This window comes from Burkholderia sp. AU28863 (assembly GCF_002223195.1).
In the GTDB taxonomy this organism is placed as follows: Bacteria; Pseudomonadota; Gammaproteobacteria; order Burkholderiales; family Burkholderiaceae; genus Burkholderia; species Burkholderia sola.
In genome coordinates, this window is record NZ_NKFE01000003.1 from 1,748,549 (window position 1) to 1,769,075 (window position 20,527).

A 20,527-nucleotide genomic window follows, 5' to 3' on the forward strand; every position below is an offset into this window, starting at 1 on the left:
ATATTTTGCCACTCGGTGACGTACGTGGTTTGTTGAGTTCAAGCATCGTGATCGGTAGCGACTGTCTCCAAACATCGAAATCTCCAAGCGGCTGCGCCTCAGCCAGCGAAATACGCGTACACGTACCGCCGTGCCGCTTACGCAACGCCATTAGTTTCGCCTCACTATGAAATAACCAGTTGCAAACTTGGAACACCGAGCGCGTCGCGATTGCGTTCAACAACTAGCTGCCGAATGATTCTCAATCGTGATGGCGAAAAGATGGGCGCGTACGCACCCATTCGATACCGATTGAGCCACTCACAGCACCCCATCCCACCGCAGTTCGCCAGCCGCCGCCGCTAGACGTGCAAATTCAATAACTCTGATATCACGTTTGGTCAACTGAACATCATGTTGAAACGCATCACCGGGCAAACCTGTCACAAGCGGCAAATGCGACGTCTCACCGGTCGCACGACATTCGAGTTCGACCAAGTTCAAGGCACCGACCGCTTCACCAGACCATTCATTGGCGCGAACACCTAGGCCGCGTTCGCGTATATCGCCGAGGTCTTGAAGCTCGGTCATCCGTCTTTCCCCGAAGCCGCGAGGAGTAAGCAGAGTTGCTAATGCCGAAGGTGTAATCCCATCAACACTCAGAACAAAGAGTCACGCCCCCAGATGTAAATGCACGTTCACTGTTGCAAGCCGACGACCTAGTACGTAGTGTACCACCTAGAGTGCCTCCACCTCATGCTACGGCCAGCCAAGTGCGGCCCACGAAATAGACGGAAGCCAACGTCTCGTAAAATCGAGAAACGGAGGCATGGATGAACCGGATTCCAAGAGCGATCTATACTATTCGAAAGAGCTTCGCGACGAAGTCGTCAAGCTGGCGTTGACTGAAGGTGTTGGGGTATGGGGAGCTTCCGGCGCTTGTCGATCCCAATCAAGACGCAGGTAAGCCGGGTACGCGCGGAGAAGGTCGACGGCGCGGCAAGCCAAACGTATAAGCGAGCAACGCTGTGCCAAGCAGCACCGGCTGACCGTGAAAGCCAATAAAGGCCCATATCCAGGCGCCAACATTGAACGCGATTAGAAAAAAGTAAATTCCGACAATCTTGCTGCGCAGTTCTGTGGAGTTATCATTGAAGAGACGAAAAACAGATTTGAGCATTCTTGGAATCCCTTTGAGAACGGTCGGCATACTGGATGGATGCCAACACGAACAACACTGCTCATTACCATTTGTGCGGAAGCGGTCGCTCCGCGAAACCGTCTTCATATCCAATCAATCTCATCGCATTCGAGTCAAAGCGTGGATGCAGCGTTCCGGATCCGGCTATTTAGACAAGGTCTGAGATCAGGCAGCTGGCAAGAGCGCCGCATGACGGGCTTCTAGGGGGACTTGAAGCCCAGTTTTTCGAGACGCCGTTCGCGATTGTACCGATCCTTGAACGCGACGGCGGCAGCACGAACCTCCTCAACGTTTTTTGAACAGACACCTGTGGATAGCTTGCTCCTTCATGGTTCGGTTGAAACGCTCTGCGACGCCGTTAGTCTGCGGCTCGGCGACGAAAATGTAGCTCGACGTGACGCCCCAGAATCTGAACTGGGCGCGGAAGTCGTCCGACGTGTACTGATAGCTGCGATCCATTCGCAGGGACAGTCCACGACCGGCGTCGGCTCCGACCATCCGAACCGCTCGGGCAGCCCAAGGCTGATGGGTCCAGTGCCGCAAAGCGGGTCGCCCACTTTGGTGACGTGGAAGCCAACGCAAGCCGCGTCGCAGTGGCCGACTGCAGCGAAGGCAGACCGGGCCCTCGTCGACGGATTGGACCTTGGTGCCATCGGTGCCCCACGTCTCGTAGGGCGGATGGGTCGTGATTCGACCATCGTGAGCGTTGGGCAGTTTCTGCGCTCTCCGATGGGGCGAAAGCAAAACCGTTTTCGCGCATCAGCCACGAGACACGGGCACGCGCGGAGCCGAATTGATCATGGTGCGAGATAACCTATGGCACGCGTTGATCTCAACGACGTCAACCCGTTTAAGTCGAACGGCCGACGCAGTTTGATCTGGCGTTCGACAGACGCAAGCACTTGTGACGTTCACGCGAACTCCTCGAAAACGGTCCGAATTTACTTTTCAAAATAATTTATGCCATTGATTTTTAACAACAATATCACACCATCATCAAAGGAGTTTACGCAGATTCAGTCCGAGTTCAAACTTTACTGCGCAAAACGCATGAACTTTACTTCGGTTGACGTCACGTCAGCCTATCGTGATAGTTAGATAGGAAATTGCAAGTTGTTTCATGATACGTGTCGAACATTGACACACGAGCCATCGAAGCGATCAATGTTTCAAAGAGGAGAAACCTTTTGTCACCAAGACCACTTGCTATCACTGTTAGGGCAGATCAGAGGCAAACGAGCGCGCAATTAGCTCGAGACCATTGCGTTGAAGTCACTGAGTTCTTGGCCGCAAATCACTTGTCTTCGGCCGACGCGGCGCTTCCGCATGAACGTTTCTTGATTCTTCCCTACGAGGCACGCCTCCCTCACGAGTCACGCCTTGCTTTGGCGGCTTCAGGCGACGCCGAAATTGAACCCGTACTGAGACATATCAAGTTGACGTACACCTACCAATTTGCGGGCCGAAAGTTCTTCGTCGGAACGCTTTTGAACCGACAGGTAGTCGCGACGGTGACCGGCGGTGGCCTTGTCAATGCGTCCATCGGAACAACGACACTTCTGAACAACTTCCGAGTCGAGCGGCTTTTGTTTATGGGAATTGCGGGTTCGATAGAAAAACTGTCCGTGGGCGATGTCTGCGTCCCCTCGCTGATTCTTCAACATGATTTGGGTACGTGGTTCGACCAAGAGGGCATTGCCCAAGAACACGGTTCGCTGCTTTGGCAATCAAATGGTATCTGGGTATGGAGCAACGACGGTCGAAGAGAGCAAGTAGGCCTCAAACCAGATCTTGATTGGGTTAGTCAAGTAGCCGAGCGCATGAAAAAGATGCAAGATACCGACTTGGATCTCTCCCCCAATTCAGGGGTCCGAAAAGGTATTTTTACGAGGGCATGTATATCGGCAAGTGGCAGTCAGTTTGTACTTGGTCATGATGCACAGGTGCGCCTACGGCAAATCGCCGAGCTTGCACGAGTGCGGGATCCTTCTGTCGATACAGAGGATGGTCTGATCGTTAATCAGGAAGATATCGCATTTGCAGTGGCCGCCGAGGAAAATGCGACGCCATGGATAATTATACGAATCGTTGTAGATACAGGACAGCCTTCACGTACAAAACGCCGCCTTCCCGCGACAATCAATACATCGGAAGAAGGGTGGGCGTGGCTGGAGTCTCTGAATGAGGTGCCGGTCGCGAATTGGAAGTTCTTATACGAGAAACTCGGGGCATTTGTTATAGAGGTTTTGAATCACGAAACGAATTCATAGGGCCTACCCGTGGAGCCTATCCGAATGGAAGGAACTTCCATGGGCATGGTCCGTCTCCAAAAAGCGAGCACCATAACGCCCGCGGATTGAGCCATTCGCAGCACCGCCAACCGAAATGCCGTTCGTTGTTTCGGTGCTCGAGCGATCATCGTAATCGCCGCTCAATCGCAACGACGCTCCGGCAACATCGGGCACTAGCAGCGTCGTTGCCGCTCGGCCCGGATCTCTTCCGCACATTCGTCGGCATCTTGTAGCAGAGCAAGAATTCGGCCCTGTATAGCCCGATACCTCTGCAGAAGTGCGCGCTCGTTCTGTGAGGCGCCCAGCGTGCTCGACTTAGTCAATTCAGAATGCGCGCGTAGTCTCGCCTTAAGTTCGGCGCGCCCCTCGCCGCTTAACGCCGGGAGGCCGGCCGGCCTTGCCAACCACGCGTTTCCTGGTTTCCGGATAGCGCTCGCGAACCCACGCCGCCAGTATCTGGCGACAGGGATATGCATACCGAGGGCTTGCGGCCATGTGGATGTTGTGAAACCCAGCTCGTCTATATCTCGTTGACGAGACCGTCAAGCGAGTGAAATGTGCGCGACTCTATCTGTACGCCACTATCGACCAATTCCCTGACCCGCTTCTTGATCGCCGGATCGATCGGACACGCATCTGCGATCATTGCTCGAAGTCGCGTGCGGGTCCTCACGGCAATTTCTGCGGCAGCCTTGCCGTTAAATGCTGGACACAGGATTTCCTCCGGCCGGACAATGCCCATAAGCAACCTTACCCACAACCGTGGATGTCTTGCCCGAACCCGCAGCAGCAATGAGCAACGTATTTTCTTCGAACGTGATTGCCGCTCTCGCCTGTTCGTCCGTCAATGCCCGCTCTTCGCAATATGCGAAGAATCCGCGCCATCGCTCCAGTTCACGTTCCACGAATTCGTCGTTACGTTGCCTCAGCAACCGATCGCCATCGGTGGTTCAGCGCGCGCAAATACAGAATTGCCCGCGTCAATTCCTCGCTGATCGTGAATCGCTTTGCATGCGGGCTCCGGCTACGTGCAAACGCACCATCCAATCTCTCCTTTTCAGCCGCGATCCGATCAAGGAGACTCGCTCGTTCGCGTGCCGTGAGGTAGCGATCCGCCGACTGCTCCCGCACTACGTCCTGCCACAACGGGACCAGCGTCTTCTCGTCTACTCCGAGATCGGCTTCCAGCCGTCGCAATGCCACTGCCTTCGCGCGAGTGATTGCTGTAACAAATCGCTCAGCATCTTGATGCGACAGTCCGCGTAGCAGTCGGATCTCCATCCCCTCAATATGTAGAGACGACCAGATCCACCCTCGCTGCGCGCGTAGCGATACGTCAAGTACGGACGCACAGGCGTCATTCTCTGCCCGCACACGCACAATGTCCGCCTCGATTTCTGCGCTCCAACGCGTCGCCCAACCGAGCCGGCACGCCCAGCCCCGAGGCGAAAACGATTCCTTAATGCTTCTCAGTATTTTCTTTTCCGACGTGGTATGGGCCATCACATACAGCCCGACTGTGCGACATGGAACAGGTTCATCGTCTCCCCGTAACTATCCTTAAAAATCTGAAGATTAGCGGTACCCATCCGTCTGACACAAGCGCCCCGCAAAACTGCCAGTTCGACCCTGGTTCGCTGAAACGAGAGCACGAATCAAACCATTCAAAAAACTCTCGGACCTATATCACCTTCCTGAGCACGGCAGATGACTGCCGCTCCGTCTGCGCAGCTCCGCGCAGACGAACTTATCTCAGGAGTTCGGTAATGCTCCCCATCTCTCCGCTCGAATACCTGATCGCCTTCGCACTCGCCTATCTCTGCGGCGTGCTGTGGTCGATCTGCTTCTGCAAATACATCGGCAAGGTCCGGCAAGGAGCCGCGTGCCATGCGTGACCGCCCCCCGTTCTTCCCCTATGACGACGAGGACGACGAGACCCCTGCGTGGCAATCAATGCTGAACCGACTTCACCAGCCTCATGAAACTCCAGAGCCCGATGCAGGCAAATCGCCACACTATCGCCCTGGCAAGGCAGATCTCGTGTTTCCGTGTCCGTCATGCGAATCGTTTCGCACCGAACAACGGCATCTTGCCAGACGAATCTGCTGCGCGGTCGGCGCTACGGCAGGCGCGACGAGCGGTATCGCCGCTACGCTGTCGGGTGCTGAGACTGGCGCGGCTATCGGCATGCTCGGAGGTCCGATTGGCGCAGCCTGTGGCGGCATTGCCGGCGCCATTCTCGCCGGGCTGGTCGCCGGAGCCGCAGGCTGTGCAACCGGTGCAGCGCTAGGTGAAGCTCTTGACCACAAAGTCCTCGACAACTGGCGCTGCCTTGCCTGCGGACGCACCTTCACCGTCCGCCCCTGCTGACCTGTTCTGTTCCATACCTCCTCCCATTGTCCCCCTCGTTTCGCCCGGCTCCGGCCGGGCTGTATGTCTGTTTTCTCATCAGGAGTCTATATGCATCTCGTATCCAGCATGGCATACGTAGGCCAAGAACCGTGGCACGGTCTCGGCAACAAACTCACCCCGAAACAGCCGCTCGAAGTCTGGGCACGCGCTGCCGGCATGGACTGGCGAATCGAAGAAGCCGAAGTGCGTTTCGTCGCCGCTGGCAACCAAAACCTCGGCTCGATTCACGCGTTTCCCGAACAGAAGGTGCTGTACCGCTCGGACAACAAAGCACCGTTGTCCGTCGTGTCGGCGCGTTATCAGGTCGTGCAACCCGAAGAGATTCTGGAGTTCTATCGCGATCTGACCGAGATCGGCGGGTTCCAGCTCGAGACAGCTGGCGTGCTGAAGGAAGGCCGGAAGCTGTGGGCGCTCGCTCGTACTGGTCAGTCCGGCACGCTCAAGGGCAAGGATCAGATCAACGGCTACCTCCTGTTGGCGACGGCCTGCGACGGCACGCTCGCCACGACGGCGCAATTCACTTCGGTACGCGTCGTCTGCAATAACACCTTGCAAATAGCCTTGGGGAACAGCGTCGGCGCGATCAAGGTCTCGCACCGTTCGCAGTTCGATGCGGCTGCGGTCAAGCGCCAACTCGGCATTGCCGTCTCGACATGGGATGCATTCATGGCGCGAACCAAAGCGCTGTCCGAACGTAAGGTGACGGACTCAGCGGCCGAAGCGTTTCTTCGTCGTGTGCTGACTTACTCGACCGCCAATCTCCCCGATCGCGAAACCGTTGCCGTCAACGAGCGGGCCATCAAGGCGGTTGGCCAGCTCTATGCCGGACGTGGGAAAGGCTCGGATTTGGCCTCGGCGTCTGGCACGGCATGGGGTTTGCTGAACGCTGTCACGGAATATGTGGATCACCATCGCCGCGCCCGTAGCGATGACCACCGCCTCGATGCTGCATGGTTCGGTGCGGGTGCGACGCTCAAGCAGCGCGCCTGGGACGAGGCCATGAAGCTTGTCGCATGACCAAGCCCATGCCGCGTCTTGCGATCAACATGCGGATTCAGATTCCACGCGGCGTCGGGTTACGGTTCAGTGGCCGTTACGTCACGATCCTGCAAATCAAACCCAAGGCACGGCCGTCCACCTCGGAAACGGCAAGCTCGTGACCTACGCCTACGACGCGTTACAGGACGCGATCAAACGCAGCAGTTCCGCATAGCTCCCGTATTGACTCACCTTCGACCCGGTCAGATTCGTCTGCCGGGCTTCTTCATTTTGGAGGTCCCGTGAACACCCCTCACCCTGAGCCGCCGCGCACGCGAAGGCCCGCGCTGAAGCTCGTCAAAACGACCGAGCTATCGCGTGACGACTGGCTGGCCGTTCGTCGCACCGGCATTGGCGGCTCCGATGCCGCCGCTGCGGTCGGACTCAATCCGTACATGAGTGCACTGGAATTGTGGCTCGACAAAACCGGTCGCGCGGACGGTATGCCCCGTCCCGATCCGGCCGACACGACTTCCCCGACGTATTGGGGAACGTTGCTAGAACCCATCGTCGCAGCCGTCTATACCCACCAGATCGGCAACAAGGTTCGCAAGGTCAATGCCGTGCTGCGACACCCGTCGATCCCCTGGATGCTCGCGAACATCGACCGCGAGATCGTCGGTGCGCTCGATGTCCAGATCCTTGAGTGCAAGACAGCCGGCGAGTACGGCGCCCGACTCTGGCGCGAAGGCGTGCCGGAATACGTGCAGGTACAAGTTCAGCATCAGCTCGCGGTCACCGGTAAAGCTGCGGCGCACGTGGCCGTCCTGTTGTGTGGCCAAGCGCTCGAAGTGCATCGGATCGAGCGCGACGACGCGCTGATTGGCCGGCTCATCGAACTGGAAGCTCGTTTCTGGCGGTTCGTGGAAACGGACACGCCACCGCCTGCGGACGGATCGGAGTCGGCCGATCGCGCCCTACGCCACCTGTATCCCGGCAACGGCGAAACGATCGATTTCAGCGACGACCAACACCTGTCGTCCGTGTTTGCCGATCTGGTTGCCGTGCGGGCCGAGATCGAGACGCGTCAGCAGCTCGAGGCGCAGTTCAAGCAGGCGATCCAGCAAGCAATGGGGGACGCGACCCGAGCCGTATTCGAGACGGGCTCGGTGTCGTTCAAGCGCAGCAAGGATTCCTCGTCGGTCGATCTCGAACGGCTGCTGTCCGATCACCCCGAGTTCGAACAGCAGTACGCCCGCTCGAAGCCCGGCTCTCGCCGGTTTCTCGTTTCCACCTGATGCCCACCCACCATGACGAATCTCGAATGCCTCACCGACATCATGACGTTTTCACGATACGGCGCGCTCGCACAAGCCTTCGTGATGGACGCGCCGAGCCAGCACGCGGCACGCGTGGCCCAAACGCCGCTGGACGCACTGGAAGTCAACCCGATGATCAGTGCGCGCGCGTGGCGCGGCGTCGCCCAGGAAGTCCACACGAAGCTCGAAGCGCACTTCGCGCGGTAGTCGGCGCGGTTCGATGTTCGCCGCTCCCTTCCCCTTTCTATTTAGAGGCCCACATGCTCAAAGGTCTTGCCATTACTCCACCCGTTGTCGGGCGCATCTCCATCGGGCACATCGTCGAGAAGAACGGCAAACGTCTGCCCGAAAAGGATGACCAATTCACCCTCACGACGCAGGTGCAACAACGCGGCGAGTGGATGTTGCACCCTCTGAACGAAACACTGCGCAAGGCAACGGCCGGCAAGCTGCGTTCGATCCCGGTTCGCGTGCTGTTCAACGATCCGGATCTGAACCTGCGGGCCGAGTACTCTCTGTTCGATCGCGATACCGGACGGCCCGTATGCGTCGGTAACGGAGAACAATGCCGACGCGTCACCGACACCGGTATCGAAGCCATGCCGTGCCCGTCTCCGGACGGTTGCGTCTTCGGCCGTCAGGGCGGCTGCAAGCCCTACGGGCGGATGAACGTGATCGTCGGGGATGACGATGAACCGGGTTCGTTCATCCTGAGAACGACGTCCTACAACTCGATTCGGACGCTGGCCGCACGCCTGCATTACTTCCGCGCGGTGTCCGGCAACCTGCTCGCCTGTCTGCCGCTGGAACTGAAGCTGCGCGGCAAGTCGACCACGCAGAGCTATCGGTCGGCGATCTATTACGTTGACCTCGGTGTGCGCTCGGGCAGTACGCTGGAAGAAGCGCTCGTACAGGCTAAGGAACTGGACACGCGGCGGCGTTCGGCGGGGTTCGACCAGTCGGCGCTCGATGCCGCCGCTCGGCTCGGGTTTGCCAACGGTGCGTTTGAGGATAGCCCCGATGAACAGGCCACTGTCGCCGAGGAATTCTATCCGGATGATTCGGCTCGGTCGGATACCGGCGAACGCCTCACGCCCGAGTCGCCGTCCCTTCGCGACAAGCTCGAACGCACGGCCGTCCTGCTCGGCGGCAAAGCGGCATGAAAGTCCGTCACTGGACGCTTCTATTGGCGACGCTAGCAACGACCACCGCACTCAGTCTGTCGATTCTGGCAGGCTGGCAGCGCGGCGGAACGTTGCCGGAACGGCTCATCTGGATCGCGATCGGAACGGTGCTCGTCACGAGCGCGCACCTGTTGCCGGCGCTGATTCGCGATGCGCCGCTCGTCATCCGCACCGTGGGTAGCGTGTTATGGGGTGCCTGTCTGGTAACGGCATGTTTCGGGCATACAGTTTTCTTCACGTTCACCCAACAGCATGCCGGCGAGCTGCGGGCATCAACGGTACCAGTAACTTCGGTGCCGCCCTTCACTCGCAGTCTCACGGCCGTCATGTCCGAGCGCGCGACCGTGACTGCGCAACTCGCAGCGGCCAACGCCCGTTACTGCGCTGATCACTGCGTGACGCTGGAGGGGCGACGCGTCACGCTCGGCGCCAGGATCGACGCGCTAAATGCCGAAGCCGACGAGATCCGCCGTCAGCAGGTCACGACGGATCGCATCACGACGCGACATGATGCATTACTCGTTGATCCGGTCACGTCACGGCTCGCCGCGTTACTCGGCACAACGGCGACTCGCGTCGATCTGCTGACCGGTCTCGCGTTCGCCGCTGTGCTCGAAGGTGTGGCCTGCCTGTTGTGGACTATCGCGCTTCGGTCGCGGTTACCGGAGCCGTTACCTGTCGTGACTGACGTTATTACAGCAACAGTGGCGGCGCCCGACGTGATTGAACCCGCAGTCACGACAGTCGCGAACGCCGTCGGCATGACTCAGCCGGTAGTCATGCCCGTCGCGGCCAGTCACGACGACAAGGCCGTTAGTTGCGATTCAGTGACAACGAGTCACGACAGCACGATCCGCAGTCACGCGCCTCGCGACGATCCGATTACACCATTACCCGTTGTCGCTCCCATCGACGATCACCTGTCGCGACTCGCTCGGGATGTTGCAGCAGGGTTGGTACGTCCGACCGTCGCTGACATCCGGCTCCATCTCGGCTGCTCGCAGGCCAAAGCGCTCGCGCTTCGCCGGCGACTGGTCGAACTCAACGTCGCGGCATAAGCAGCCGGGCCCAAGTGGCCCGGCTTTTTCTTGTTGCCCTCATTCCACTTCGCATCGACATGCCACATGGACTCTACCGATCTCGTCAAAAGCATCAGCATCACCAATCTCGCCAATCAGCGCGTCGCTGTCGTCGAACGCGTGCGCGCTGCGCTCGATCTGCTCGCCGAAGCCCAGGCGCTCGCCAAAGCTGCGCATCTCGGATTCCCGCGTCTTGTGCTCGATGAAAGCTACGGCTGCCGTGGCCGGCCCACCGTCACGGGGGAATATGCCAAGCGCGACGAGGCCGAAGCGGCCATCGTACGTCTCATCGACGTGCGCGGCTGGGATTACCTGCTGTCGGAATCGGGACTGCGTACCTTCATGGACGCCAAGGCCCGTGAAGAGTGGAGCAGCCAGATTGCCGAAGGCGACGTACCCGAACTGACGGCCGCCAACATCGAAGCGACCTTCGCGCAACTGTACGGCGCACGCGGCGACATATTCGAGCGCGGCGTGCTTCAGTGCTTCAAGCGGCTGTCGTGGGACTACAAGACCAATCAGCCCTTCAAGTTCGGCAAACGGATCATCGTGAGATACCTGCTCAGTTCCAGTTCTCCGAATTTCCGGGTGACCAACGAACTGGACGACCTCATTCGGGTCTTTTGCGTCCTCGATGGCAAGCCTGAGCCGGATCACCGGAACGGTGCATATAGCCTCGTCTCCGATACCCGACAAGCTCGCCACAACGAAGCTGAGCATGACTATTTCTATCTTCGCTGGTTTAAGAATGGCAACGGGCACCTGACCTTCAAGCGTCCCGAACTCGTCGAGAAGATGAACAAGATTCTCGCCAAGCATTACCCGAACGCGCTCGCATCGGAAGCCCGGTAGTTCCGGGACGCGTCCTGCGCCTCGTCTTTCCCCATTCATTCATCGCGCTCGATATCCGGTCCATCCGGAGGCTCTTGCTCGTCTGTTGCCTGGAGTATTTCGTGAACCTGTCTTCCACCCGCCACGCCGGCCCGCGCTTCAAGCTCGGTCGGATCTTCGCCACGCCCGCCGCCATCGACGTCATGAATGCCGCGCGCATCTCGATCATCGACCTACTGATCCGTCACGTTCGCGGCGACTGGGGCGACATTTGCGAATCCGACCTCCAACAAAACGAGTTGGCGCTCGAGGTCGGTTCGCGTTTGCTCTCCAGCTACATTCTCCCGAACGGACAATCCGTCTGGGTCATCACGGAAGCGGATCGTGCCGCGACTACCTTTCTGTTACCGGGAGACTACTAGCGCTCAGCGCGGCAAGGAGGACATCGGCTGGTCCAGCAGCGCATCGATAAAGACGTGCGGGTCGACATCAAGCACCCGCAGGAAGTCCAGCAGCTCGACCACATCAAGGCGGCGCACGCCACTCTCGACCTTCGACACGAAGGCCTGCGGTCGTCCGAGGCGATCCGCGACGTCCTGCTGCAACAGGCCACGCTGCTTGCGTAAGTCTGCGAGCAACGTCGCAATCCGCTGGTAACGGGGATCGTGGATCGGATGGGTCATGAAGAAATTCTAGATATACATAGAGAATATGCTTTATCCGTATACGGTATATTTGAGGAGGATTACATGTTTCAACTCGTCTGGCTGTCCAGCATTGTCACGACGGCGTTTGCCATCGTGTTCGACATGCACCGGCTACGCGCCAACCGAGTCGGCCTACGGCCGCTCGGTTGGATCGTCGTGTCGGTCTGTGTCGGCCCCATTGCCGGCATCACTTACATGCTCCGGCGGCGGTCCGCACAGGCAGCGTTGGTCGACGCGACTTGGCAACTGATTGGTGATGCGGCACATCCGATTGCGATTCGGCGGGAGCGGCTAATTGCGCTCAGGCGCAGCGGCATGCTCGGCACACCGGTCTTCCGGGCTTGCCTGGCCATGCTGGACGCGGAATCGCTCAACGCAATCCCCGGACAGGACGCCCGGCTACCGGTCAATGACGGAGATACAGGTCGATACACGTAAGGGAAACGATGTTGCAACCGACCGCGTTTAATCGCGCTCGTCCGAAAACGGAACTTAACCCTGGCCTGAGTCCTGGCAGCAATCTATCCCTCGTTTGCCAGGACCGTTCGCCGACAGGCTCGCCCTGTCGGCATTTTTTATTCCGGCTGCCCGGCACGCGCCGGGAGCCACGAAGCACCTGCCATTTCATCAATCACACTGCAACGGGAAACGAAATCATGAAGAACAAGCGTCACATCGGAATCGTCCGCTACGTGTTGTGCGCCACCACAGTCACAATCTTGTCGGCCTGCGGACAGAGCGCACCTTCGGAAAGCGACGCGAAGCAAGTCGTCGCGAGCGCGCTCGGCGATTGCAGATATTTTGAACTCAGAGACTTCCAGAAGGTGAACGGTCTTCCTGGCGACTCCGGCAATGACTACCGTGTGGACGTCAAATACACCATTCGCCTGTCCCCGAACAGCGACATCAAGGCCTACGCCAGACAGTGGAAAGATCAGTACGACAAGTATCAATCACTGAACGCCGACGCGGAACAGAAAGCGAAGCAGTACTACGACAACCAACAGGCCTACATTGCTGCGAATCCCAACGATCTTGACGCGCGACGCACGTTCGAACAGCAACATCAGGACGAGTACCAGGCGATGTCAAACGCAAAAATTGAAGTGGGCAACGCTGCCGCGGCGCTTAATAACACCGCTCCAGGCCTGGTCTTCCGGCGCACTATCGTTCAAGCATGCCCCAGTATCGACCTGCGGCTCCTCACCAACTTCTTCAATGGTAAGGAAACGGACTACAGCAATGACGTCGACGTGGAGTTTGCCCAGACGCTCGATATGATCCGGACCGACAACGGATGGCAAGCAGCGCGATAGCGATCGACATGTGGCCTGCAGCGATAGGAATTCACGCCGTGTGACTGCCGGCTTAGGCTGCCTTCGAAGAGGACCAAGCATCAGCGTTGTTCAACGTCATCCGACAGCCGGGACTCAATTTCGGCGAATAGCTACGGTCCCGCCTCAGGTATGCGCTCTGCGCGCAGCAGGAGACGAGCATAGACGGGTGTGCAGAATGACACACCCGTCTGGTTATGCTTCGGCGCCGCTTCTTTTTTTGGCTAGTGGAAACGTAAAATAATCGCCTCATCACAGCCAATTTCCAAATGGGGCATAACCACACGCATCCGGAACTAGACCACAGCTGCACATCGCTGAACGCCACTTATCGCCGACGGCGCTGAATATACTCCTCGATCCACTGGTGATTCAGCTCGAGCCGCACGCTTCTTCGAATGCCACCGATGATGCCAGTCAGATCAATGTAAGAAAAATGTCGCTGCTTAATATTGGCAACAGCCACAGGATCTTGCCAACTGTCACTAACAAGTTCAGCGATTGAGGTCGGCAAGCTGAACTCCAATTCAAACCAACCTTCTGAATCGCGTCGAACCCCGATGGGAGAAAACGACCACTCACCTAAATTGTTCCCGTGAACCTCACACTGTATCGTGTCTTCTATGAACGCAGCCGGCGGAAGCGGATCTCTACGCAACAAATGCAATGGCCATTGCCCCTGGAGCATTCCAAAGTAAGACCCGCCGATTGATCGACATGCCTCGCTAATCGATCCCGACAACAGCGCTCTGCCACGGCGCGTCAACTTATCCTCCCCGACCTCATCATCCGGCAAACCAACCAACCTATCACGGTAATAAGATCGCGCAGCACTGATCGCAGCCAGACCGCGCAAATTGATGCAACCCTCATCAAAGTTCAGAATTGCATTGATCAACGGCTGGATCGCGGGAACACTTTCGTACTGAATCAAAAACACTTGATGTGCAATGGCATATTCTACTGCGCCTTGAGTGAAGCCTGACGTAGAGAATATTGCAGACGTATAGTTATATCGAGGCCCCTGGAATGTCGTGCCTCTCCGCGAGTAAGTAAAGTAATTCTCGGAAATGTCCTTGAGTACGCCAACACTATTTCGAGGAATCTCTACACCAACGGGCCGATGAGAAGCATAGCACTTGGCCTCGACAACCAGATGCAACGGATACATGAAGGCCGGAGAATGTTGCCAGAGGGCGAATGCGTCGAGCTGGTGCCACGTTCCTCGTCCCCGAACTTCAAGTCCGGAACGCCCGGACCGCATGTAGCTTGCGTGATGTGGTAACAAAGAAGCAGGATCGTAGGGAGCATACCCGACCTTTCGCAGCAGGAATAACACTGCCTCTTCAAGAAGAGCACCCCGAATTTGCGTAATCGTTGCCATAGTGACCTTACCCCGTTCGCCACTGATCAATCTGTCGCCGCATCCATTCGTGCTACCGACATGCGCGCCCCCCATCTGACCTCACGTACTCGGATACAATCGCGCTCGGCGTGCAGCCATGCTACTTGAGCGCCCTCCTCGCCGGGTTTGTAGCTCAAGCGCAGTCGACTCGTAATCGGATGGTGATCTATCACCCGATTTTGACGATCGACGTGTAGGCCTGCAATGCGAGCGGCGTCTGGTACTGCGAGCCAAGCACTTTTGTGAAACCCATCCAAAGGGGACTGCTGCAACCCCAACTCGCCTAAGCACTGCTCATCCACAATGATCCGAGAACGCCGGACAACGAAGCGCTCACTATCGGAGCGTCCGGGTATCGACGCGATGCGTTCCTCTATCAAGTTACTCCGAACCAGTGGCTACTCCAGAGCGGACACCTCGCTAGCGGCAAACCATTCTGACCGTTTGATTGCGTCAAGCGCCGCAGCCGGATTCTTTGCCCACAGAACTAGCGCGAGGCTTTCTTCTGCTCGACTACAGGTGACGTACAGAAGTCGCAGTGTCCGATCGATGATTGTCTCGTTTCCCTCGTCGACGTTCTCGCGGTCATTCGAGCTCAACTCCTCGGCACCGAAAAGCTTATCGTAAGAGAAAAGGGAGCCACCAGCTTCCTCATCGTCCATGACGACCATCACGTGTTTGAACTCGGAGCCCTTGACGACTTGGTGAGTCGCGAGTTCCGCGTCTCCGCTAAGATAGGCGCGATACCGTGCAATCTGTTGCCAAGGCGTGGCGAAGAGAGCACACCATCCACGTCTACGCCGATCTTCCTTTGCTTCCTTGCTTCTGGGTTTGGGTTCTGGTGGTGGAGGCGAGGTATCGCCGTACGCCTGGACTAGACGCAGGTCCGCATCGAATATCCCGCCTTCCAAGACCGGCCCCAATACATCTCGGACCGTCGCTTCCGGCGTGGAGATGGAGCCCGCGAACTTCATGACTGCCGCGTGAAGCTTATCCAAGGTAGCTTGACGCTCAGCGCTGGCCTCCGGCAGCTTTGCAAGGGTTCCATGCCGGCGCAGCACGTCAACAACAGTGAACTCGTTCAGCGAACCATCTGGTTGTAGACACTTGGCGAGTTCGAGCATTGGGCCAAGCAGCGGCCGAACCATCGAAGGACCGGTCCGCTCACCGTTACTCTTAGGCATCGCGGCGTCCTTGTCCAACAGGTCCATCGCGCTATACGCATCGAAAAAATCGCCGCGCTTGGCGGCTAACTTGTGCTCCAGCGCGAGCGTCTTATAGCCGCGCGTGCCATCTTGCCAGGCAGCGCAGCCAGTCTCCGCAGCCATGGCGAGGGCGCAATCCGACTCCCTCCTAATCTTCTCAGCCGTGCTCGTCTTGGTATCACCAACGAAAAGGCGCACGGTTCCGCCGTTTTTCTCCGTCCGGGAATGCTGAGGCACACCAGTCTTAGGCTGAGTACGGCCTTCAACATCCGAATCCCAGATTTTGTTAATGAGCTCGACGATGCGTTGCTGACTGCGATGGTTCATCTGCAGCGCGGGGCGTGCCCAGTTCTCCGGTACATGCGAGGGCAGATCGTCGTGCCCGTCGGGATAAATCCGCTGCCGATGGTCGCCCAGGAGTCCGAGCGTAATGTGTCCGGGACGGCTAATCGTGAGCTCGAACAACGCGTCAAGCACACTTTTCATCGTGTCCTGCGATTCATCGATGAGGATGAGAGGGTGTCGGTCCTCAAGGATGCGCTGCAACGTCGGTCGCTCGCGAATGAGCCAAGCTGTCACATGTAGAACGTCAGTATGCGACAGCGCGCCTTGTCCGTAGGTGTTGCGGTCCGGATGATAGATAAATGCATCGATTTTCCGGATTTCTTCAGCCTTCGCTTCGATCTCTGCGTACTTCTCCCGGTCCCTATCAGATTCCCCCTTGGCCTTACTCAATGCCTTGGCCTTGGTAGTCGCAAGGCTTTCGGCATTGCGAGCGAGCAGGGCATCTCGAATATCTTCGTCGAAACCCTTGATGAGTTCCCAGCAGAAGGCGTGAATTGTCGACACCGCAGTCAGGTAATTCTCGCCGAGTCGACCGTTGACGACAGCGGTGGCGTTGTTGGTATACGTGATGACGCGTACCGATTGCCCACGAGACCGAAGCCGCGCTGCGTACCGGTCACCCGCGTCATGCGTCACTACTCCCGTAATTCGGCGCAAAACCTCAACCAACGTTCGAGTCTTCCCCGACCCGGCGCCAGCGAACAAGAAAAAGCTGCGAGCTGGGGTCGCCGTAACGTAACCGCAGATTTCCTCAACTATGTGAGCGTCGCGGTCGTTTCCGAGGGATTCACGTGCGGCGCTCACGCGGTCTCTCCGACTGTGGCTTCAAGTTGACCACTCAGCCAGGCGAGTGCGTCGGCGATGTATGTAGGACATGCCAAGGCTTGCCGAGCGGTCAACCGTTCAAACAGTGTTGCCGCGAAATCGCCCTTGCTGAAGTTCCCATGCAGCATCGCGTGGAGTTCCTTAAGAAGCTCGGTATGGTCAGAGTGGTCGAGTACGAGACCTATCACCTTCCCGAGAGTGCCTCGGTGATACTTCTTCTTGCCGGACACGGAATCCGTCTCTTCGTCCAACGCTTTAAACCAATCGATGTTCGTCAGAACGAGTGCGTCCTCGAACGAGCTTGGCCATTGATCGCTTGCGGCCGCGACGGGAAGCTGCCATGCGAAGCGGACTTTTACGCCCGAGTCGGAGACCCACTCCAAGTGTGCGGACGTTGGCTTCGCATAAGCATGGAAATCCGCTAGTTTCGGGTGCCACGACGTCAGTGTGTCATTCCCACACTCGAGATCTGCTTGGCCTGCGATATGTACCGCCGCTCGCACAACACGCCCGCCTTTGCTCGTGGTCGGTACCACAGGGTCCAAGTCGGTGATAACAGCCGTTGGAATCCCCAGTCGTTCTATCAGGGGCCTGAGGCGGTGCGCGTGACTGCCCCCGATATCAAGGAACGACACGTACTTTTTAGCAAGTTTGGGGAAGTCGCGCTCGATGAAAAGCGGCACCAGCATGCGCTCCGCAGTTCCCTCCACAAAAATGGCTGCGTCCGCGAAGAGGAGGTCTGTGTGTTGGACCTGAAAGTAGCGCTCGGCGAACGTCCTGGTTTGAATGTCATCGCCAAAGGCGTCGCCGAGATTGACGACCTCGCTACTGGGCCTAACACCCGCACCGGCACTTGCTATCCGTTTTACATATCGCAGACGTGTGAAACTGTCCCCGTGGGCTAGATGGCTTGAGTGCGTACTAATAAGCAATTGGCTGCGAAGATTGCTATGCACGAGCTCTTTTGGGCGGATAAGTTCGTGAGCATTCGACGAAAAATTACGTTGAACCTGAACGTGCAAATGGGCTTCAGGCTCCTCTACCATTACAACGTGAACCGCCGCTGGAGAGCCCTGCGGGGGATTGAGGCGCGCGGCTCGGAATGACACAAGCATGAAGCTCAGCGACTGCAAATTCTGATAGCCAAGCCCAATAGAATGCTCCGGCAACGACTCGTCGACCGCCGTCTCATCCAGGCGATACTGGACCGCGGTGCTATGTGCGAGAAGGTCGGCAGTCTGAATGCGGGTACGGAAGTGAAGCTGTTGCGGATCATGCAGTCCCGGATACCCTAGAACCTCCACGTCCTCCATCGCCGGTTGGAGCGCCTTGTAAATCGAATCGTCAAGTTCCGCTTGAGCCCTTGCAATAGCTGCAACCAGATCCTCGCGATTACCATGGCCGGATGGAGCGACGTTCAGATGTTGCCGGGCAAATTTCAGAAGCTGGCTTGAGAACAGCCCGGGACGCGTGCTCGCCGACTCGGATCTCGTCTCGTCGTCTTCCGCACCAAGCCCCCGTTGAGCCGGCACAAAATCCACACGTACAAGCTTGCGCAGAAGTTGCAGTTCGACCGGCTGCGAATCAGGTGGCAGATCTTGTAGTTCACTGCACTGCTCCGTTGCCAAGGGCCCCTTCGCAGGGTCGAGGCGGTAGACAGCAATGCGGCGCAGGTCCGCGGAGTACCTCAACCAGTAATCAAGCAGATCCATTGGCCACGCGTGGCCATCCTTCGGAAGCTTCCGGACGGGAGAGCGCGCTTCTCGGTAGCGCCAAGCCAGCTTCCGCAACTCATCTGCGTCTGCCACAGGTTCGAGTCGTACACGCACGCCAACTGCACCGCCACGCCATTTCAGCGATGTAATGAAGGGAGCAACATAGTTGTACGCGCCTTCCTTAGCGTCGAACCAAAGATCAATGAACGGCATGCAACCTAGAAGCTGCCGATACTGCTCCTCCCATTTTTCCGCATCCTTTGATTCGGTCGTGGGGTCCTCGTCCAGCGCCTCCCAGAGCTCGCTCAGTTGCCGCAATTTCGCCCACTGCGAGAGGCTAATGTCGAAAGCACGAAAGCCTGGCGAGTCGCTGAGGAAGTTGCGAAGAACCGTGAGAAGAGAGGTCTTGCCGCTGTTGTTGGCGCCCACCAGGATAGTGGTGGAGTCATCGAGCTCAAGGCGGGTCTTGGCCAAGCGCCGGAAGTTACAGACCTCGACGCAAGCAAGACGAATCGGTGAATCATCTGGAAGCGTGACTGCTTCGGCGGGTGGCCCTGCCGGTGCACTTGGGGCGGAACTCGATGCCGCGTCCATAGTGGAAGAATGAGCAGAAACCTCGGGAATAACCATGGCACCTTCTCGTGCAGCCGCCCGCTCGTCGGACGGCAAGAATTGTAGTGGTTGCGGGATTCGGCGCCGCAACGCTCAGCCGGCTATGACTCGCGTGATACCCAACATCGTGGAAAACGACGACGCAGCCTTTGTCCGTTTCCCCTGTCCACCGCGCACCACACCCTTGATTGTCCAGTCCGCTACCGCCGTGCCAATCTTGTTCCGCAACTTCGGGTTCTTCGCAGCGGCGAACTGAATCATCAACTCCTCGACTTCAGCAATCACCTTCTTCGGAACCTTGTTGGCGTTCCCGGGTAGAGCGACAAAAAACATAACTGGGCTGCCCTTGTCGCCATTGCTCAGCGCCTGTGCGTAGTGATGTAGCTTGTGCGGCGTAAAGCATTCGCTCTTGAACCCACGGGTGGCTTTGCCAACGTACACCGGGCGGTATCCGCGTCCAGCTCGCGTCGCGAACACATAGACCCCCTGCTTGGTGTGAAATGGCGCGGTCTCCGCCTTTTGCCAGAACTGCCTAGCTTGTGGCGTATCAATGCACTTGATCTTAGCCGGACTCAGGGTAAAAGGTATGTCAAACGGCCCGCTTACAATTAGATTCGCACTCATCGTATTATCGGAGCTGTGGTCTCGCCGCCATTATTGTCGCTAGATAATACAGCACAGGCCACCCGCTATTCGAAGCACTCTATCCCGGATGCTCCGATTGAAAGGCCCTCACCGCTTTCCATATTCGGGATGATCGTCTCTCCCGGCTTACGCATGTCATCGCCGACGTGTATGGCGAGTGCTGGAGTCGGCAACCGCATCAGCATCTCCGTGTGACCCAATGGACTCCTCCAACACTCACTGAACTCGACGCGCATATGCAAATGTCGAGCAGAGCCGATGCACGGAGTGTTCTTCCGGCCTACCCGACCACCAATCGTTGTCGACTGCTCGCCCGTCGCCGATGGCGATACCGACGTGCCAGTGAGTGTTCGGGCATCGCACTAAGCCAGTATGCCGCGGTCGTCAGAACACAACATCTCCGGGTCTCAAGTCCTCGATCTTCGTGATCTTCGGCCAACGCGACAGCGCCGCGTCGACA

At 57.8% G+C, this 20,527-nt stretch carries 21 protein-coding genes and 3 pseudogenes; 15 read left to right on the forward strand and 9 right to left on the reverse strand.

Features of this window, described 5'->3' with window-relative positions:
- Nucleotides 1-300: 300 nt before the first annotated feature.
- The gene (locus CFB81_RS35375; protein WP_143328577.1) at nt 301-570 is read right to left on the reverse strand and encodes a hypothetical protein; all 270 of its coding nucleotides are present in this window, start codon (nt 568-570) and stop codon (nt 301-303) included.
- Between the two features lie 242 nt (nt 571-812).
- On the opposite strand from CFB81_RS35375, the pseudogene CFB81_RS35380 reads away from it, so the two are divergent.
- Nucleotides 813-966: pseudogene (locus CFB81_RS35380) on the forward strand (IS3 family transposase); the annotation flags it as partial.
- Between the two features lie 13 nt (nt 967-979).
- On the opposite strand, the pseudogene CFB81_RS10540 reads toward CFB81_RS35380, so the two are convergent.
- Together CFB81_RS10540 and CFB81_RS10545 are read right to left on the reverse strand one after the other, a co-directional pair.
- Nucleotides 980-1,159 (reverse strand): annotated as a pseudogene (locus CFB81_RS10540) (HoxN/HupN/NixA family nickel/cobalt transporter); the annotation flags it as partial.
- 306 nt (nt 1,160-1,465) lie between these two features.
- Nucleotides 1,466-1,639: an integrase core domain-containing protein gene (locus tag CFB81_RS10545; protein ID WP_235348184.1), complete on the reverse strand. Its 174-nt coding sequence runs from the start codon at nt 1,637-1,639 to the stop codon at nt 1,466-1,468.
- A gap of 322 nt (nt 1,640-1,961) precedes the next feature.
- On the opposite strand from CFB81_RS10545, the pseudogene CFB81_RS36875 reads away from it, so the two are divergent.
- Nucleotides 1,962-2,088 (forward strand): annotated as a pseudogene (locus tag CFB81_RS36875) (site-specific integrase); the annotation flags it as partial.
- Between the two features lie 429 nt (nt 2,089-2,517).
- A complete protein-coding gene (locus CFB81_RS10550; protein ID WP_179235930.1) occupies nt 2,518-3,450 on the forward strand; it encodes a 5'-methylthioadenosine/S-adenosylhomocysteine nucleosidase in 933 nt (310 codons plus the stop codon).
- Nucleotides 3,451-4,169: 719 nt separating this feature from the next.
- On the opposite strand, the gene CFB81_RS36505 is transcribed toward CFB81_RS10550, so the two are convergent.
- Complete coding sequence (locus CFB81_RS36505) at nt 4,170-4,376, reverse strand: UvrD-helicase domain-containing protein (protein ID WP_256976029.1); 207 nt, start codon at nt 4,374-4,376, stop codon at nt 4,170-4,172.
- An 861-nt stretch (nt 4,377-5,237) separates the two neighbouring features.
- On the opposite strand from CFB81_RS36505, the gene CFB81_RS36510 reads away from it, so the two are divergent.
- The 10 genes from CFB81_RS36510 to CFB81_RS10595 all read left to right on the forward strand — a co-directional run bounded on the left by CFB81_RS36510 (nt 5,238) and on the right by CFB81_RS10595 (nt 11,696).
- Nucleotides 5,238-5,366, forward strand: a complete 129-nt coding sequence (locus CFB81_RS36510; protein WP_256976030.1) for a hypothetical protein — start codon at nt 5,238-5,240, stop codon at nt 5,364-5,366.
- Entirely contained in the window at nt 5,359-5,841 is a 483-nt protein-coding gene (locus CFB81_RS36060) for a hypothetical protein (protein ID WP_179235932.1), read from the forward strand. The genes CFB81_RS36510 and CFB81_RS36060 overlap by 8 nt, the downstream gene beginning before the upstream one ends.
- 90 nt (nt 5,842-5,931) lie before the next feature.
- Nucleotides 5,932-6,900 carry a DUF932 domain-containing protein gene (locus CFB81_RS10565; RefSeq protein WP_089435242.1) on the forward strand — a complete coding sequence of 323 codons (969 nt, stop codon included), beginning with the start codon at nt 5,932-5,934 and terminating at the stop codon, nt 6,898-6,900.
- Nucleotides 6,897-7,043 (forward strand): hypothetical protein, encoded by a 147-nt coding sequence (locus CFB81_RS36065; protein WP_256976034.1) that lies wholly within the window; start codon nt 6,897-6,899, stop codon nt 7,041-7,043. Before CFB81_RS10565 ends, CFB81_RS36065 begins: the two co-directional genes overlap by 4 nt.
- 120 nt (nt 7,044-7,163) lie before the next feature.
- Nucleotides 7,164-8,159, forward strand: a complete 996-nt coding sequence (locus CFB81_RS10570) for a YqaJ viral recombinase family protein (RefSeq protein WP_089435243.1) — start codon at nt 7,164-7,166, stop codon at nt 8,157-8,159.
- A 12-nt stretch (nt 8,160-8,171) separates the two neighbouring features.
- Nucleotides 8,172-8,387, forward strand: a complete 216-nt coding sequence (locus CFB81_RS10575) for a hypothetical protein (protein WP_089435244.1) — start codon at nt 8,172-8,174, stop codon at nt 8,385-8,387.
- Nucleotides 8,388-8,440: 53 nt separating this feature from the next.
- On the forward strand, nt 8,441-9,343 hold the full coding sequence (locus tag CFB81_RS10580) for a phage capsid protein (protein WP_089435245.1): 903 nt from the start codon (nt 8,441-8,443) through the stop codon (nt 9,341-9,343).
- Nucleotides 9,340-10,422, forward strand: a complete 1,083-nt coding sequence (locus CFB81_RS10585) for a hypothetical protein (RefSeq protein WP_089435246.1) — start codon at nt 9,340-9,342, stop codon at nt 10,420-10,422. The genes CFB81_RS10580 and CFB81_RS10585 overlap by 4 nt, the downstream gene beginning before the upstream one ends.
- A gap of 66 nt (nt 10,423-10,488) precedes the next feature.
- Nucleotides 10,489-11,295 carry a DUF4942 domain-containing protein gene (locus CFB81_RS10590; RefSeq protein ID WP_089435247.1) on the forward strand — a complete coding sequence of 269 codons (807 nt, stop codon included), beginning with the start codon at nt 10,489-10,491 and terminating at the stop codon, nt 11,293-11,295.
- Between the two features lie 101 nt (nt 11,296-11,396).
- Entirely contained in the window at nt 11,397-11,696 is a 300-nt protein-coding gene (locus CFB81_RS10595; protein ID WP_089435369.1) for a hypothetical protein, read from the forward strand.
- 3 nt (nt 11,697-11,699) lie between these two features.
- On the opposite strand, the gene CFB81_RS10600 is transcribed toward CFB81_RS10595, so the two are convergent.
- On the reverse strand, nt 11,700-11,957 hold the full coding sequence (locus tag CFB81_RS10600) for a helix-turn-helix domain-containing protein (protein WP_089435248.1): 258 nt from the start codon (nt 11,955-11,957) through the stop codon (nt 11,700-11,702).
- 66 nt (nt 11,958-12,023) lie between these two features.
- Between CFB81_RS10600 and CFB81_RS10605 the strand changes: the two genes are divergently transcribed.
- Both CFB81_RS10605 and CFB81_RS10610 read left to right on the forward strand, forming a co-directional pair.
- Complete coding sequence (locus CFB81_RS10605; RefSeq protein ID WP_179235934.1) at nt 12,024-12,419, forward strand: hypothetical protein; 396 nt, start codon at nt 12,024-12,026, stop codon at nt 12,417-12,419.
- 218 nt (nt 12,420-12,637) lie between these two features.
- A complete protein-coding gene (locus CFB81_RS10610) occupies nt 12,638-13,297 on the forward strand; it encodes a hypothetical protein (RefSeq protein WP_089435249.1) in 660 nt (219 codons plus the stop codon).
- Between the two features lie 346 nt (nt 13,298-13,643).
- Here CFB81_RS10610 and CFB81_RS35385 read toward each other — a convergent pair whose 3' ends face one another.
- From CFB81_RS35385 to CFB81_RS10625, 4 genes are all read right to left on the reverse strand, one after another.
- Nucleotides 13,644-14,699 (reverse strand): hypothetical protein, encoded by a 1,056-nt coding sequence (locus CFB81_RS35385; protein ID WP_143328578.1) that lies wholly within the window; start codon nt 14,697-14,699, stop codon nt 13,644-13,646.
- Nucleotides 14,700-15,118: 419 nt separating this feature from the next.
- The gene (locus tag CFB81_RS10615) at nt 15,119-17,074 is read right to left on the reverse strand and encodes a UvrD-helicase domain-containing protein (RefSeq protein WP_256976038.1); all 1,956 of its coding nucleotides are present in this window, start codon (nt 17,072-17,074) and stop codon (nt 15,119-15,121) included.
- Complete coding sequence (locus tag CFB81_RS10620; RefSeq protein ID WP_089435371.1) at nt 17,071-19,440, reverse strand: AAA family ATPase; 2,370 nt, start codon at nt 19,438-19,440, stop codon at nt 17,071-17,073. The genes CFB81_RS10615 and CFB81_RS10620 overlap by 4 nt, the downstream gene beginning before the upstream one ends.
- Nucleotides 19,441-19,515: 75 nt before the next feature.
- Nucleotides 19,516-20,046, reverse strand: coding sequence for a hypothetical protein (locus tag CFB81_RS10625; protein ID WP_143328579.1), 531 nt, complete (start codon nt 20,044-20,046; stop codon nt 19,516-19,518).
- Nucleotides 20,047-20,527 lie beyond the last annotated feature (481 nt).

Excerpts from the sequence above, each read along its gene's own strand:
- CFB81_RS10625 (WP_143328579.1), bottom strand. The coding sequence starts at position 20,046 with ATGAGTGCGAATCTAATTGTAAGCGGGCCGTTTGACATACCTTTTACC.
- CFB81_RS10545 (WP_235348184.1), bottom strand. The coding sequence starts at position 1,639 with ATGGATCGCAGCTATCAGTACACGTCGGACGACTTCCGCGCCCAGTTC.
- CFB81_RS10585 (WP_089435246.1), top strand. The coding sequence starts at position 9,340 with ATGAAAGTCCGTCACTGGACGCTTCTATTGGCGACGCTAGCAACGACC.
- CFB81_RS10565 (WP_089435242.1), top strand. The coding sequence starts at position 5,932 with ATGCATCTCGTATCCAGCATGGCATACGTAGGCCAAGAACCGTGGCAC.
- CFB81_RS10605 (WP_179235934.1), top strand. The coding sequence starts at position 12,024 with ATGTTTCAACTCGTCTGGCTGTCCAGCATTGTCACGACGGCGTTTGCC.
- CFB81_RS36060 (WP_179235932.1), top strand. The coding sequence starts at position 5,359 with ATGCGTGACCGCCCCCCGTTCTTCCCCTATGACGACGAGGACGACGAG.
- CFB81_RS36065 (WP_256976034.1), top strand. The coding sequence starts at position 6,897 with ATGACCAAGCCCATGCCGCGTCTTGCGATCAACATGCGGATTCAGATT.
- CFB81_RS10575 (WP_089435244.1), top strand. The coding sequence starts at position 8,172 with ATGACGAATCTCGAATGCCTCACCGACATCATGACGTTTTCACGATAC.
- CFB81_RS36510 (WP_256976030.1), top strand. The coding sequence starts at position 5,238 with ATGCTCCCCATCTCTCCGCTCGAATACCTGATCGCCTTCGCACTCGCC.
- CFB81_RS10600 (WP_089435248.1), bottom strand. The coding sequence starts at position 11,957 with ATGACCCATCCGATCCACGATCCCCGTTACCAGCGGATTGCGACGTTG.
- CFB81_RS10590 (WP_089435247.1), top strand. The coding sequence starts at position 10,489 with ATGGACTCTACCGATCTCGTCAAAAGCATCAGCATCACCAATCTCGCC.
- CFB81_RS35375 (WP_143328577.1), bottom strand. The coding sequence starts at position 570 with ATGACCGAGCTTCAAGACCTCGGCGATATACGCGAACGCGGCCTAGGT.
- CFB81_RS10580 (WP_089435245.1), top strand. The coding sequence starts at position 8,441 with ATGCTCAAAGGTCTTGCCATTACTCCACCCGTTGTCGGGCGCATCTCC.
- CFB81_RS35385 (WP_143328578.1), bottom strand. The coding sequence starts at position 14,699 with ATGGCAACGATTACGCAAATTCGGGGTGCTCTTCTTGAAGAGGCAGTG.
- CFB81_RS10610 (WP_089435249.1), top strand. The coding sequence starts at position 12,638 with ATGAAGAACAAGCGTCACATCGGAATCGTCCGCTACGTGTTGTGCGCC.
- CFB81_RS10620 (WP_089435371.1), bottom strand. The coding sequence starts at position 19,440 with ATGGTTATTCCCGAGGTTTCTGCTCATTCTTCCACTATGGACGCGGCA.